14 protein-coding genes are annotated in these 12,825 nt (G+C 68.2%); 11 read left to right on the top strand and 3 right to left on the bottom strand.

The window, feature by feature from the left end; translation table 11 throughout:
- The first annotated feature begins 13 nt into the window (after positions 1-13).
- The 8 genes from DXK93_RS26735 (at position 14) to DXK93_RS26700 (ending at position 6,560) form a co-directional block, all read left to right on the top strand.
- Positions 14-1,261: an NAD(P)/FAD-dependent oxidoreductase gene (locus DXK93_RS26735; RefSeq protein WP_119451656.1), complete on the top strand. Its 1,248-nt coding sequence runs from the start codon at positions 14-16 to the stop codon at positions 1,259-1,261.
- Positions 1,262-1,269: 8 nt separating this feature from the next.
- A complete protein-coding gene (locus DXK93_RS26730; RefSeq protein ID WP_119451676.1) occupies positions 1,270-1,827 on the top strand; it encodes a hypothetical protein in 558 nt (185 codons plus the stop codon).
- Positions 1,824-3,023, top strand: coding sequence for a beta-ketoacyl-ACP synthase (locus DXK93_RS26725; protein ID WP_119451655.1), 1,200 nt, complete (start codon positions 1,824-1,826; stop codon positions 3,021-3,023). The genes DXK93_RS26730 and DXK93_RS26725 overlap by 4 nt, the downstream gene beginning before the upstream one ends.
- Entirely contained in the window at positions 3,020-3,475 is a 456-nt protein-coding gene (locus tag DXK93_RS26720) for a hotdog family protein (RefSeq protein ID WP_054458187.1), read from the top strand. Before DXK93_RS26725 ends, DXK93_RS26720 begins: the two co-directional genes overlap by 4 nt.
- The gene (fabG, locus tag DXK93_RS26715) at positions 3,472-4,203 is read left to right on the top strand and encodes a 3-oxoacyl-ACP reductase FabG (protein ID WP_119451654.1); all 732 of its coding nucleotides are present in this window, start codon (positions 3,472-3,474) and stop codon (positions 4,201-4,203) included. Before DXK93_RS26720 ends, fabG begins: the two co-directional genes overlap by 4 nt.
- Positions 4,203-5,426, top strand: a complete 1,224-nt coding sequence (locus DXK93_RS26710; RefSeq protein WP_054458189.1) for a beta-ketoacyl-ACP synthase — start codon at positions 4,203-4,205, stop codon at positions 5,424-5,426. The genes fabG and DXK93_RS26710 overlap by 1 nt, the downstream gene beginning before the upstream one ends.
- 47 nt (positions 5,427-5,473) lie before the next feature.
- Positions 5,474-5,914, top strand: coding sequence for an excinuclease (locus DXK93_RS26705; RefSeq protein ID WP_119451653.1), 441 nt, complete (start codon positions 5,474-5,476; stop codon positions 5,912-5,914).
- A gap of 184 nt (positions 5,915-6,098) precedes the next feature.
- Positions 6,099-6,560 (top strand): GatB/YqeY domain-containing protein, encoded by a 462-nt coding sequence (locus DXK93_RS26700; protein ID WP_054458191.1) that lies wholly within the window; start codon positions 6,099-6,101, stop codon positions 6,558-6,560.
- Positions 6,561-6,625: 65 nt separating this feature from the next.
- Here the strand turns inward: DXK93_RS26700 and dinB are convergent, their stop codons facing one another.
- A complete protein-coding gene (gene dinB, locus DXK93_RS26695) occupies positions 6,626-7,705 on the bottom strand; it encodes a DNA polymerase IV (RefSeq protein WP_119451652.1) in 1,080 nt (359 codons plus the stop codon).
- A gap of 102 nt (positions 7,706-7,807) precedes the next feature.
- Here dinB and DXK93_RS26690 point away from each other — a divergent pair, with 102 nt between their 5' ends.
- Positions 7,808-8,230: a PaaI family thioesterase gene (locus DXK93_RS26690; RefSeq protein ID WP_119451651.1), complete on the top strand. Its 423-nt coding sequence runs from the start codon at positions 7,808-7,810 to the stop codon at positions 8,228-8,230.
- 36 nt (positions 8,231-8,266) lie between these two features.
- Here DXK93_RS26690 and DXK93_RS26685 read toward each other — a convergent pair whose 3' ends face one another.
- Both DXK93_RS26685 and DXK93_RS26680 read right to left on the bottom strand, forming a co-directional pair.
- Positions 8,267-8,713 carry a BPTD_2524 family lipoprotein gene (locus tag DXK93_RS26685; RefSeq protein WP_119451650.1) on the bottom strand — a complete coding sequence of 149 codons (447 nt, stop codon included), beginning with the start codon at positions 8,711-8,713 and terminating at the stop codon, positions 8,267-8,269.
- A 67-nt stretch (positions 8,714-8,780) separates the two neighbouring features.
- On the bottom strand, positions 8,781-9,596 hold the full coding sequence (locus DXK93_RS26680; RefSeq protein ID WP_054458195.1) for an IclR family transcriptional regulator: 816 nt from the start codon (positions 9,594-9,596) through the stop codon (positions 8,781-8,783).
- Between the two features lie 108 nt (positions 9,597-9,704).
- On the opposite strand from DXK93_RS26680, the gene DXK93_RS26675 reads away from it, so the two are divergent.
- Positions 9,705-11,777 carry a metallophosphoesterase gene (locus tag DXK93_RS26675; protein ID WP_119451649.1) on the top strand — a complete coding sequence of 691 codons (2,073 nt, stop codon included), beginning with the start codon at positions 9,705-9,707 and terminating at the stop codon, positions 11,775-11,777.
- Positions 11,778-11,806: 29 nt separating this feature from the next.
- Complete coding sequence (locus DXK93_RS26670; RefSeq protein WP_054458197.1) at positions 11,807-12,772, top strand: tripartite tricarboxylate transporter substrate binding protein; 966 nt, start codon at positions 11,807-11,809, stop codon at positions 12,770-12,772.
- Positions 12,773-12,825 lie beyond the last annotated feature (53 nt).

Raw genomic sequence — 12,825 nt, 5'->3', positions numbered from 1 at the left:
GGAAATACCCGGCATGGAACATCGCGAAGTCGTAGTCATAGGAGCGGGGCCGGCAGGCGCGGTCGCCGCCGCCCTGTTGAAGCGCCAAGGACATGACGTCCTGATGCTGGAACGCCAGCAGTTTCCGCGTTTTTCCATCGGCGAAAGCCTGCTCGCCCATTGCCTGGAATTCGTGGAAGAAGCGGGCATGCTGCCGGCGGTGCAGGCCGCCGGCTTCCAGGTGAAGAACGGCGCGGCGTTTGCCTGCGGCGAGCGCTATACCCACTTCGATTTCCGCGACAAGTTCAGCCCCGGCCCCGGCACCACGTTCCAGGTGCAGCGCGCGCACTTCGACAAAGTGCTGGCGGACGATGCCGCCCGCCAGGGCGTGGAAGTGCGCTACCTGCAGGAAGTGACGGCGGCCGATTTCGACGGCGACGCCCCCTTGCTGGATGTGCGCGGCGCCGATGGCGCGTCCTACCAGGTGCAGAGCCGGTTCGTGCTCGATGCCAGCGGCTACGGCCGCGTGCTGGCGCGCCTGCTGGACCTGGAGCGCCCGTCGTCGATGCCGCCGCGCAAGGCCATCTTCACCCATATCGAGGACCGCATCGACGACCCCGCCTTCGACCGCGAGAAGATCCTGATCAGCGTGCACCCGCAAGAACGCGGCATCTGGTACTGGCTGATCCCCTTCTCCAACGGCCGCTGCTCGTTCGGCGTCGTGGGCGGCGAAAACCTCTTCGGCGGCCCCGGCCAGGACCTGATGGCGACGCTGCGCGAGATGGCCGACGCCGCGCCCAATCTCAGGCGCGTCCTGAAGAACGCCGTCTGGGACACGCCCGCCAATACCATCGGCGGCTATTCGGCCAGCGTGACGCAGCTGCACGGCCCCGGCTACGCGCTGCTGGGCAACGCGGCGGAATTCCTGGACCCCGTGTTTTCCTCGGGCGTCACCATCGCCCTGCGCTCGTCCAAGCTGGCGGCCGACGCGCTGCACCGCCAACTGACCGGTGCGCAGGTCGACTGGCAGGCCGAATTCGCCGATCCGCTGATGGTGGGCGTGGAGACCTTCCGCGCCTATGTCCAGGGCTGGTACAGCGGGGAATTCCAGGATGTGGTCTTCTACGAGAACGCGCAGCCCGAGATCCGGCGCATGATCAGCTCCATCCTGGCGGGCTACGCCTGGGACCGGAACAACCCCTTCGTCGCCAACCCGCAGCGCCGCCTGCGCATGCTGAGCGAACTTTGCCGCGGCGCCGAAGCGCAGCCGCTGCCCGCCTGATCCCGACCATGGCCGCCACCCGCTCCTCCTTCCTGTCCGCCGCGCGCACCCTGGGCGCGCTGCTGGCGCTTGCCCTGCTGGCAGGCTGCGCGGGCGCGCCGCCATTGCCGGCGCGCAACGCGGACTTCACGCTGCCGCGGCAGCTGCATGTGGTGCAGGCCGTCGCCGGCCAGCCGCCGCTGGACGCGCTGCTGGTGGTGCAGCGCGAAGGCGCCGCCTTGCGCTGGTCCCTGTTCGATCCCATGGGCGTGCCGCAGGCGCGCCAGATGCTGGAACGCGGCCAATGGCGCAACGACGGCTTCCTGCGGCCCAATGCCGGGGCGCGCGATCTGTTCGCCGCCCTGATGTTTGCGTGGACGCCCGAAGCGGAACTGGATGCGGCCTACGGCGCGGGCAACTGGCGCGCCAGCCGCGAGGACGATGGCGCGGCGCAACGCGAACTGCTGGACCGCGGCGGTTCGCGCTGGAGCGTGCGCTGGCCGCAGGCCGCGCAGACCGGCACGTTCATCATCACCACTGCCGACCAGGTCACCTGGCGGATCTCGCCCTTGAAGGAGCAGCCATGAACACCTGGTTGGGTACGCCCGGCGTGGTGTGCGCGCTGGGCGCCGGCATCGACGCGGTAGCCCGCGCCGCCTTCGCCGGCGACACCTCGGGCATGCGCCCGCAGCCGGATTGGGTCCATGGCCGCACGCTGACGCTGGGCGGCCATGCGGACGCGCTGCCGCCCATCCCCGACACGCTGCCCGCCCATCACCACAGCCGCAACAACCAATTGCTGCTGGCCGCCGCTTTGCAGATCGAACCGCAACTGCGCGCCGCCGTGGCCCGCCATGGCGCCAGCCGCGTCGCCGTCGTGCTGGGCACCAGCACTTCCGGCGTCAACGACAATGCGCCGGCCTTCCGCCAACTGGCGGCGCAGGGCGCATGGCCGGACGGCTACGACTACCGCCGCCAGGCGCTGTCGTCCCCCGCCGCCTTTTTCGCGGACTGGCTGGGCGCCACCGGCCCCGCCTACACGCTGTCCACGGCCTGCACCTCCAGCGCCCGCGCCCTGCTGTCCGCGCGCCGCCTGCTCGCCTCGGGCCTGTGCGACGCCGTGGTCTGCGGCGGCGCGGACACCCTGTGCCGCCTGACCATCAACGGCTTCGCCACGCTGGAAGCCATCGACGACATGCTGTGCCTGCCCTTCTCTGCCAACCGCCGCGGCATCAACATCGGCGAAGCCGGCGTGCTGTTCCTGATGGAACGCGAGCCCGCAGGGGAGCGCTCCGTGGCGCTGCTGGGCGGCGGCGCCAGCTCCGACGCCTGGCACATGTCCGCGCCCGAACCCAGCGGCGCCGGCGCGCGGGCAGCCATGCAGGCCGCGCTGCATTCCGCCGGCGTGGACGCGGCCAGCATAGGCTGGGTCAATCTGCACGGCACCGGCACCCTCCACAACGACGCCATGGAAAGCCAGGCCATGCACGCCGTCTTTCCGCAGGGCGTGCCCTGTGCCTCGACCAAGGCGCTTACCGGCCACGCGCTGGGCGCGGCGGGCGCGCTGGAAGCGGCGCTGGCCTGGGCCACGCTGTCGGCCGGCAATGCCGAAGGACGGCTGATGCCCCACGTCTGGGACGGGCAGCCCGATCCAGCCCTGCCGGCGCTGGATTTCAGCACCGCGCAGCACCGCTACGCGCAAGGCCGGCCGCGCCTGGCCATGAGCAATTCCTTCGCCTTCGGCGGCAACAACGCCAGCCTGATCCTCGGAGCCCAAGCATGACGACCTGGCCGGTATCCAGCCTGCTGCCGCACGCCGGCGACATGATCCTGATCGACGAGGTCTGCAGCCACGACGCCGACAGCCTGACCGCGCGCGCCGTGGTCAGGCCCGGCCCCTACTCGCTGCCCGACGGCTCATTGCCGCCATGGCTGGGCATGGAGCTGATGGCGCAGGCCGTGGGCGCCTGGGCCGGCTGCCAGGCGCGCCAGGCAGGCGAACCCGTCAAACTGGGCTTTCTGCTCGGCACCCGGCGCTACGAAAGCCACGCGGACGCGCTGCCCGCCGGCGCCCGCCTGACCATACATGCGCGCCGCGGGCTGATCGACGCCAGCGGCATGAGCGTCTTCGAATGCGAACTGCGCGACGACGCGCGCCTGCTGGCCGAGGCCAGGCTGAACGTCTATCAGCCCAAGGACCCCGCCGCTTTTATCCAGGAAGAATCACCCGAATGAGCACCGCCCCGATACTCGTAACCGGCTCGAGCCGCGGCATCGGCCGCGCCATCGCGCTGGCCCTGGCCGACGCCGGCCACGACCTGGTGCTGCACTGCCGCCAGCGGCTCGACCAGGCGCAAGCCGTGCAGGCCGAAGTCCAGGCGCGCGGACGCCAGGCGCGCGTGCTGCAATTCGATGTGGCGGACCGCCAGCAATGCGCCGCCGCCCTGCAGGCCGACATCGACGCGCACGGCGCCTATTACGGCGTGGTCCTCAACGCCGGCCTGACCCGCGACGGCGCGTTTCCCGCTTTGACAGGCGACGATTGGGACCAGGTGCTGCGCACCAATCTCGACGGCTTCTACAACGTGCTCAGTCCGCTCGCCATGCCCATGATCCGCCGCCGCGCGCCTGGCCGCGTGGTCTGCATGGCGTCCGTGTCCGGCCTGATCGGCAACCGCGGCCAGGTGAACTACAGCGCCTCCAAGGCCGGCCTCATCGGCGCCGCGAAAGCTCTGGCCGTGGAACTGGCCAAGCGCCAGATCACCGTCAACTGCGTGGCGCCGGGCCTGATCGACACCGACATGATCGACGAACACGTGCCAGTCGAGGAAATCCTGAAGGCCGTGCCCGCGCAACGCATGGGGCGGCCCGAGGAAGTGGCCGCCGCCGTCGTATTCCTGATGTCTCCCGGCGCCGCCTACATCACGCGCCAGGTCATCGCCGTCAACGGAGGGCTGTGCTGATGAAACGCGTCGTCATCACCGGCATGGGCGGCATCAGCGCGCTCGGCAACGACTGGTCCAGCGTGCAGCAGGCGTTCCAGGCGGGACGCAGCGCGATCCGCGTCATGCCCGACTGGTCGCGCTACGCCGAACTGAACACCCGCCTGGCCGGCCCCATCGAAGGCTTCCAGACGCCCGCGCACTGGACCCGCAAGCAGTTGCGCAGCATGGGACGGGTTTCCCAGCTGGCGGTGCGCGCCGCGGAACTGGCGCTGGACGACGCGGCGCTGCTGGGCGACCCATGCATCGCCGACGGGCGCATGGGCGTGGCCTGCGGCTCCTCGGTGGGCAGCACGGCGGAAATCCGCGCCTTCGGCAACATGCTGCTCAACGGCGTCACGGATGATCTCAACGCCAATTCCTACGTCCGCATGATGCCCCACACCACCGCGGCCAACGTCGGCATCTTCTTCGAGCTGAAGGGCCGCATCATCCCGACCTCCAGCGCCTGCACCTCGGGCAGCCAGGGCATAGGCTACGCCTACGAAGCCATCCGCTACGGCCGCCAGGAGCTGATGCTGGCAGGCGGCGCGGAAGAGCTCTGCGCCAGCGAAGCCCTGGTGTTCGACGCGCTCTACGCGACCAGCCAGAAAAACGACACGCCCGAACTCACGCCGCGCCCCTACGACCGCGACCGCGACGGCCTGGTGATCGGCGAAGGCGGCGGCATGCTGGTGCTGGAATCGCTGGACCACGCACTGGCGCGCGGCGCGCGCATCCACGCGGAAATCGTCGGCTTCGGCAGCAATTCGGACGGCACGCACATCACCCGCCCCGAGGCCGGCACCATGCGCATCGCCATGGAAATGGCGCTGGCCGACGCGGGCCTGCCGCCGCAAGCCATCGGCTACGTCAACGGCCACGGCACCGCCACGGAACAGGGCGACATCGCCGAAACGCAGGCCACGCACGGCCTGTTCGGCAGCCGCATGCCCATCAGCTCGCAAAAGAGCTACCTGGGCCACACCCTGGGCGCCTGCGGCGTGCTGGAGTCGTGGTTCAGCATTGAAATGCTCAACCGCGACTGGTATGCGCCCACGCTCAATCTGCGCAACGTCGACCCGCGCTGCGGCGAACTCGACTACCTGACCGAGGGCCGCAACATGAGCAACGAATATGTCATGAACAACAACTTCGCCTTTGGCGGCATCAACACCTCGTTGATCTTCCGCCGCTGGCGCTGAAGTTCGCAATATCCGCGTTTTTCCCTCTCACGAATGGAATGCCTGTCATGAACGTTTCTTACAAGCTGTCCGCCGCCCTGCTTTTGTCGCTGGCATGCTCGGCGCAAGCCCTGGCTGCGGATCGTACCGTCCATCTGCCCATGCAGGCCGCGGTCGAAGCCGCCCAGGCCGCCGGCAAGATCGACGGCAGCGTCAAGTTCTACCTTGCCGGCACCGGCCCCAAGGGCACGGTGCTGGAATCCGGCGTCGTCACCAACCGCAAGACCAACGCCTTCGCCAAGAAGGACGAGGACGCCTGCCTGTGGGTGGCACAATCCGCCATCATCGCCCTGCACGAAGCGGCCAAGAAGGCCGGTGCGAACGCGGTGACCAATATCATCAGCTACTACCGCAAGAACGAATACAGCAGCAAGACCGACTATGAATGCCATGCCGGCGCGATGGTGGCCGGCGTCGCCCTGCGTGGCGACCTGGCCAAGGTAAAGTAAGTAAGGTGAACCGGCGCCCGCGGGAACACGCCCGCCGCGGGAAATCGCCCGCCGCCGGAAATCGCCGGCCGCCGGAAATCGCCGGCCGCCGGGAAACGCCGGCCGCCGGAAATCGCCGGCCGCCGGGAAACGCCGGCCGCCGGTTTAAACTGCTTGTTTGTCGCAACACCACAAAGGTTTACCCATGAGCACTGCTACGCTCAAGACCCGCCTCTCCGATGCCGTCAAGGACGCGATGCGCGCCAAGGCCGCCGAACGCCTGACCACGCTGCGCTTCCTGCTGGCTGCCGTCAAGCAGAAGGAAGTGGACGAACGCCGCGACCTGAACGACGCCGAGATCACGGCCATCATCGAAAAGCAGGTCAAACAGCGCCGCGAGTCCATCGCCGCGTTCGAACAGGCCGGCCGCACCGAAACTGCCGAACAGGAAAAGGCCGAACTGCTCGTGCTGCAGGAATTCCTGCCGCAAGCCGCCACGCCCGAGGAAGTCTCGGCCGCCATCGACGCCGCGCTGGCGGAAGTGGCCGCGCAGGGCGTGACCGGCGCGCCCGCCATGGGCAAGGTCATGGCGCTGCTGAAGCAGGCCCTGGCCGGCCGCGCCGACATGACGGCGCTGTCACAGCAAGTGAAGGCCCGCCTGGCCTGAGTCCGCACATGCCTGGCTGCCGTTCGGCTTCCAGCCAGACACGGTAGCCAGCCGCCCCGCTCGGCTCAGAACGCGCCCCCGAACAGATCGGGCTGGCGCGACTGCTCCTGCGGGTCGGCGAAATTGCTCATCCCCACCCCCGCCAGCCGGTACAGCGTTTCCGGCGGCAAGTCCACGCGCTCGCACAGCAGCCTGGCGACGGCGGCCAGCTCCACCGCCGATCCGGGCGGGTTCAGGCTGGTCTGGCTGCGCGTCAGGATGCGGAAACGGTCCGTCTTCAACTTGAGCACCACGGTACGGCCCAGGGCGCCCTTCTTCAACGCCTGGTCCCACACCCGTTCCGCCATGCGGTCGATGGCCTCGCCCACCGCGTCCAGGCGGATATCCTGCGAGAACGTCGTCTCCGACGATACCTGCTGCAAAGGCTGATCCGTCTGCACCTCGCGCTCGTCGATGCCGCGCGCCAATTCGTACAGGCGCCGGCCATAGCGGCCGAAGTAATGCTCCAGCTCCTGGGCGCTGTGCGTGGCCAGGTCTCCCACGGTATGGATGCCCAGTTGCTCCAGGCGCGCCTGCGTCACCTTGCCCACGCCCGGCACCTTGCGCACCGGCAAGGGCTCCAGAAAGGCCAGCACCTTGGCGGGCCGGACCACGAACAGGCCGTCCGGCTTGTTCCAGTCGGACGCGATCTTGGCCAGGAATTTATTGGGCGCGACTCCCGCCGAGGCCGTCAGCCCGGTTTCCTCGCGGATCTGCTGCCGGATGACTTGCGCGACCTCGGTGGCCGAGGGCAGACCCAGCTTGTTGACGGTAACGTCGAGGTAGGCCTCGTCCAGCGACAAGGGTTCGATCATGTCGGTATGGCGGGCAAAGATCTGCCTGACCTGGCGCGAGACCTCGCGGTAGCGGTTGAAATCCGGCGGCACGTAGATCGCATGGGGACACAGGCGCTCCGCGCGGGCGGCGGACATGGCCGAATGGATGCCGAACCGCCGCGCCTCGTAGGACGCGGCGCACACCACCGAGCGCGGTCCGGTCCAGGCCACGACCACGGGCTTGCCGCGCAGTTCGGGGTTGTCGCGCTGTTCCACGGAGGCATAGAACGCGTCCATGTCCACGTGCACGATCTTCCGTAATTCAATCATGGTGGTGATGCCCCCATGAGCCGTTCATCGCCTGAAACCCCGTGGCAAAACATATATTATGACCGCCGACAACCGACTTTCCATTCCTGCCCGCAACGGTCCATGACTGCAGCCTCCACGCCTCAAACCGACTACTTCGGCCTGACCATCCCCTTCATGCATTTCATCGGCCTGGTGCCCGAGAGCATCGCGCCGGCCTATGCCCGCACCTCGCTGCCCTGGCGCGCCGACCTGACCAACAGCCGCGGCGACGTGCATGGAGGCACGCTGATGAGCGTGCTGGACTTCACGCTCAGCGCCGCCGCCCGCGGCTCGGCCGACGGCACGGAAGGCATGGCCACCATCGACATGAACACCTCGTTCCTGTCGCCCGGCACGGGCGACCTGGTGATCGAGGCGCGCTGCCTGCGCAAAGGGGCGTCGATCGCCTTCTGCGAAGGCGAGGTCCGGCGCGCCGACGGCGAGCTGGTGGCGCGCGCCACCGCCACCTTCAAGATCATCCGCCGCCGCCCGAGCGGGGACTGAGCGCGCCGGCGGCGGCAAGCCGCCAGCGCCCGCGCATCAGTTGGGCAGGTCGCGCGAAGGCTTGACCGGCGGGCGCGGATCCAGCGGCATATAGCTGCTGCAAGACACCAGGCTGTAATAGACGGCGTCCTGCATCGCGCGCATGGCGGCCGCGTCCCAGGTGCCCTTGCCCCACACCGCGATGCGCACATCGGTGGTCTTGGGGCCGGCCGCCTTCAATTCGACCCGCGTCATCTCATTGTCGCTATAGGGCGCCAGCACCTGCACCACGCCGGACTGCGCGCTTTCGTTCATGGTGTCCACCACGCGATAGGCGTTGTCGGTGCTGCGCAGGCACGCATTGGCCTGCCGGATCGCCGCGTCGTAGGCGTCCTTGAAGGCCACCGGGGCCTTGAATTCGCTGTGCGGCGACGTGCCGGGCGAAATGCCCATCGAGCAGCCCGCCAGGGCCAGCGCCGAAGCCGCGACCAGTTTCCAGTACATGTGTATCTCCAGATCAGTGCCCGCGATTATCCCGCATATCGGCTGCGCGCGATAAGCGCAGCCGCGTTCACATGATCCCGATGCGGTACTCCAGGTTCTTCACCAGGGTCCGCAGGCGCGGCCCCAGGGTCTCGTACACGTGCTTTTCGTCCAGGTTGTCAGCCGGGATCGTCACGTTGAAGGCCAGCGGCAAGTCATTGGAGCGATAGCGCATCGGCGTGGCGATGCCGCACAGCTCGGCCCGCCAGTCCTTGCTGACCACGCAGAAGCCGTGCTCGGCGATGGCATCGAACGCGGGTTGCAGCGATGGGCCGAAGCGTTCCCAGTCCTCCGGGAACTCCTCGGCCAGCCGGGCGCAGATGAGCTCACGCTCGTCCGGCGTCTGCGCATACAGCAGCGCGCGCCCGGTGGCGGTGCGCAGCAAGGGGCGGGCCGACCCGATGTCCGGGCGCGAGGCATTGGACGCGCCGTCGTGCACCGTTTCCACGTAGACCACCTGCAGGCGGTCGCGGATGGCCATGGACACCGGCCCCTTGGCATAGCGCGCCAGTTCGATCATGTCGTGCGCCGCCAGCTGCCGCAGCGTCAGGTGCACCAGCAAGGGATAGCCCAGCGTCAGCACCGCCGGACCCAGCGAATATTTGCCCGTGCGTTCGTCGCGCCGCAGATAGCCCAGCCCCACCAGCGTGAATGTCAGCCTGGACACCGTCGGGCGCGTCAGGCCGAGCATTTCGGCGATTTCCTTGTTGCCCAGCTGCGGCTCGGCCGCCGAAAAGCACTTGAGCACGTCCAGCCCGTTGGAAAGCGTGGAGGCAAAGCGCGGGTGCGCTTCCAGCGAGGCGCGGGATTCGAGTTCGTAGTTGAGCGGCGTTTTCGAGTGCATGGCGGCCTAGGGATTCGGAGCATTGACAGTATATCGCCTGCCGAAATACAAACATTCCGTTCACTATAAACACTTGAATTCCATTTATTGAAATTGAAAGGGTAGTTGATGACGAATTCCCGCTTTTCCCGCCAGCCGCTGGGCGCCCGCCTGTTCAGCTTTGCCGTGGTGGCCGACACCCACGTCAATGAATCCGAAGACACCTGCGCGTCGCCCTTCGCCACCAATGCCCGCGCCAATGCCCGGGCGCGGCACGTCTTCGCCGACATCGCCAGCCTGGACCCCGCGCCCGCCTTCACCATCCACCTGGGAGACATCGTCCACCCGGTGCCCAGCATGCCTTCGTTCGAGGTGGCGGCCGACCGCTTCAAGGCCATCGCCGGCCAGATCGACATGCCGCTGCACCTGGTGCCCGGCAACCACGACGTCGGCGACAAGCGCATCGACTGGATGCCCGCCGACATCGTCTGCGACGACTACCTGGACAAGTACCGCCAGGTGTTCGGGCCGGACTATTACGCGGTGGACCATGGCGGCGTGCGCTTCCTGTTCCTGAACGCGCTGCTGTTCAACTCCGGACTGGCGGCGGATGACGCGCAGCGCGCCTGGATCGACGAGCAATTGGCAGGCGCCAGCGGCCGCGTCTTCGTGTCGCTGCATTACCCGCCCTATCTGCATGACGCCAACGAACGCGGGTCCTACGACAACATCGACGAGCCCGGCCGCGGCTGGCTGCTGTCGCGCCTGGCCGATCCGCGCGTCGAAGGCGTGTTCGCCGGCCACGTCCACAATTTCTGGTACGACGTCATCGGCGTCGCGGAGGTCTACATGCTGCCGTCGACCGCCTTCCTGCGGCATGACTTTTCCGAGTTCTACCGGGTGCCGCCGGCGGACGAATTCGGCCGCGGCGACGTAGAAAAATTCGGCTATTTCATCGTCGACGTGCATGAGCAGGGGCATGTCGCCAAGCTGATCCGCACGCACGGCGCCATGCGCGGCGAGGCCGAACCGGGCCGGGCGGCGGCGCGCACCCTGCCCACCGTCCATACCAAGACCGCCGCCTGCGACGGCATCGCGGTCGAGATGCGGCATCCCTGGGCCGAGATCGTCGAAATCCCCTGCACCGGCGGCGTACAGGAGTTCGGCCGCAAGCTGGCGCGCAACGACTACCCGCTGATGTCCATGTGGGAAATGGGGCTGCGCACGCTCAAGATTCCTGTGCAGGACCTGCGCGACGACAAGACCTTGCGCCGTGCGCGCCTCATGTCCGACGTCGGCCACCGCTTCGTGCTGACCTCGCTGGGGCTGCCGGACGCCAGGCTGCTGCAACAGGCGCGCGAGCATGGCGTGGCCATCGCCGCCATCGAGATCAACCTGAACGCCCAGGCGCTGGAAGAGGCGGGCGCAGCCTTGCAGCGCCTGCGCGCGCGCACCGACGCCCGCCTTGTCTATTGCAAGATCCGCACGGGCGCGGACGATGCCCACTTCGACGGCAAGCACTACAGCCATTTCGTCAACACCGGCCTGCGTGCGTCCGAGCTCGAAGCGGCGCAATCCGCGCTGCTGCCGCACTTCGCGCAGAAGAACCTGGACGGTTTCACCGTACGCCTGGACTGGGGCGCCGACCTGATCGCCACGCACCAGCAACTGGCTGCGCGGGCGCGCGACTGGGGCGCGACGGTGAACGTGGGCGTCAAGCTGGCCGACCGCCTGGCGGCGGCCAACACCGACGACACCGCCATCGCCGCGCTGGTGGCCGAAGCCTTCCTGGCGGCCCGGACCACGGACGCGGTGAACTATTCCTTCGACACCTTCATGGACGTGGATCGCGGCTACTTTCCGCGCAACGGCCTGATCGACCGCCGCTACGATCCGCGCCCCGCCGGACTGGCGCTGGCCGCGCTGAACGCGGTCTTTGCTGGCCAGGCCGCGGGCGCCGGATCGGTCGAACGCATCGACGGCGAAGCCGGTCTGCGCCTGTGCCGCTACCGCTGCGGCGAGCAGACCTATGAACTGGCCTACGGCCCCGGACCGGCCCTCAGGCGTCAGATCGAGGCCGGCGCGTTCAAGCGCGTCGTCGACCTGACGGCCCAGCGCGCGCTGCAGACCGGGGACGATTGGGCCGAGTACGCGCGCCTGCATCTGCCCGGCCAGGCCGTGCTGTTGATCCAGCGCAGTTGAACCCTCATTCCCCGCACAGGAGCCACCCCATGTTTCGATACGCAATCAAACTCGCGGGACTGCTGGCCGCCGCCTGCCTTCCCATGTACGCGCAGGCGCAGCCCTATCCCGACAAGCCGGTGCGCCTGATCGTTGCCTACACGCCCGGCGGCGCCACCGACGTGATCGCCCGCATCCTCGCGGCGAAGCTCAGCACCAGTTGGGGCCAGCAGGTCATCGTGGAGAACAAGTCCGGCGCCAGCGGCATGATAGGCGCCGAACAGGTCGCGCGCGCCACACCCGACGGCTACACCCTGCTGCTGGCCTACACGCCCGAGGTCTCGATCAACAAGCTGGTCTACAAGCAGATGCGCTACGACCCGTTGAAGGACCTGCAGCCCATCGCCCTGGTGGCGGATGCGCCGCTGGTGCTGGTCAGCGGTCCCAAGCTGCCCGCCACCACCTACGCCGATCTCAAGCAACAAGGCGCAAAGGCGCCGCTGGTGTACGGTTCGCCGGGCATGGGCGGCCAGCAGCATCTGGCCGGCGAACTGCTGCGGGTGCGCTCCGGCATGAACCTGACCCACGTGCCCTACCGCGGCACGGCGCTGGCCGTGGCCGATCTGGTGGGCGGCCAGATCGATATCTTCTTCGCCACGGCGCCAGCAATCATCGGCCAGATCGGCGCCGGCAAGCTGCACCCGCTGTTCATCGCCGGTCCCCAGCGTCAGGACATCCTGCCTTCGACCCCGACGGCCAAGGAGGTCGGCCTGGACGACTTCGACATTTCCAACTGGTTTGGCCTGTTCGGCCCCGCCGGCATGCCGCCGGCCCTGGTGGAACGCATTTCCAAGGACACGGCCCAGGCGCTGCAGGCCGCCGACGTGAAGGAAAAACTGCAGGGCCAGGGGCTGGCCATTTCCTACAAGCCGCCCCAGGAATTCAAAACCTTCATCGGCGCCGAAATGGCCAAGTACGGCGCCATCGTCAAGGCCACGGGGCTGGAGCCGCAATAAGGCCGGCGCAGGCCCGGCAGCGTCCGCGGGCGGTTCGACACCGCCCGCGCCGC

Source organism: Achromobacter sp. K91 (genome assembly GCF_003576205.1).
Lineage (GTDB): Bacteria > Pseudomonadota > Gammaproteobacteria > Burkholderiales > Burkholderiaceae_B > Achromobacter > Achromobacter aegrifaciens.
This window is presented reverse-complemented; position numbering and strand designations above follow the sequence as displayed.

Excerpts from the sequence above, each read along its gene's own strand:
- DXK93_RS26735 (WP_119451656.1), top strand. The coding sequence starts at position 14 with ATGGAACATCGCGAAGTCGTAGTCATAGGAGCGGGGCCGGCAGGCGCG.
- DXK93_RS26730 (WP_119451676.1), top strand. The coding sequence starts at position 1,270 with ATGGCCGCCACCCGCTCCTCCTTCCTGTCCGCCGCGCGCACCCTGGGC.
- DXK93_RS26725 (WP_119451655.1), top strand. The coding sequence starts at position 1,824 with ATGAACACCTGGTTGGGTACGCCCGGCGTGGTGTGCGCGCTGGGCGCC.
- DXK93_RS26720 (WP_054458187.1), top strand. The coding sequence starts at position 3,020 with ATGACGACCTGGCCGGTATCCAGCCTGCTGCCGCACGCCGGCGACATG.
- fabG (WP_119451654.1), top strand. The coding sequence starts at position 3,472 with ATGAGCACCGCCCCGATACTCGTAACCGGCTCGAGCCGCGGCATCGGC.
- DXK93_RS26710 (WP_054458189.1), top strand. The coding sequence starts at position 4,203 with ATGAAACGCGTCGTCATCACCGGCATGGGCGGCATCAGCGCGCTCGGC.
- DXK93_RS26705 (WP_119451653.1), top strand. The coding sequence starts at position 5,474 with ATGAACGTTTCTTACAAGCTGTCCGCCGCCCTGCTTTTGTCGCTGGCA.
- DXK93_RS26700 (WP_054458191.1), top strand. The coding sequence starts at position 6,099 with ATGAGCACTGCTACGCTCAAGACCCGCCTCTCCGATGCCGTCAAGGAC.
- dinB (WP_119451652.1), bottom strand. The coding sequence starts at position 7,705 with ATGATTGAATTACGGAAGATCGTGCACGTGGACATGGACGCGTTCTAT.
- DXK93_RS26690 (WP_119451651.1), top strand. The coding sequence starts at position 7,808 with ATGACTGCAGCCTCCACGCCTCAAACCGACTACTTCGGCCTGACCATC.
- DXK93_RS26685 (WP_119451650.1), bottom strand. The coding sequence starts at position 8,713 with ATGTACTGGAAACTGGTCGCGGCTTCGGCGCTGGCCCTGGCGGGCTGC.
- DXK93_RS26680 (WP_054458195.1), bottom strand. The coding sequence starts at position 9,596 with ATGCACTCGAAAACGCCGCTCAACTACGAACTCGAATCCCGCGCCTCG.
- DXK93_RS26675 (WP_119451649.1), top strand. The coding sequence starts at position 9,705 with ATGACGAATTCCCGCTTTTCCCGCCAGCCGCTGGGCGCCCGCCTGTTC.
- DXK93_RS26670 (WP_054458197.1), top strand. The coding sequence starts at position 11,807 with ATGTTTCGATACGCAATCAAACTCGCGGGACTGCTGGCCGCCGCCTGC.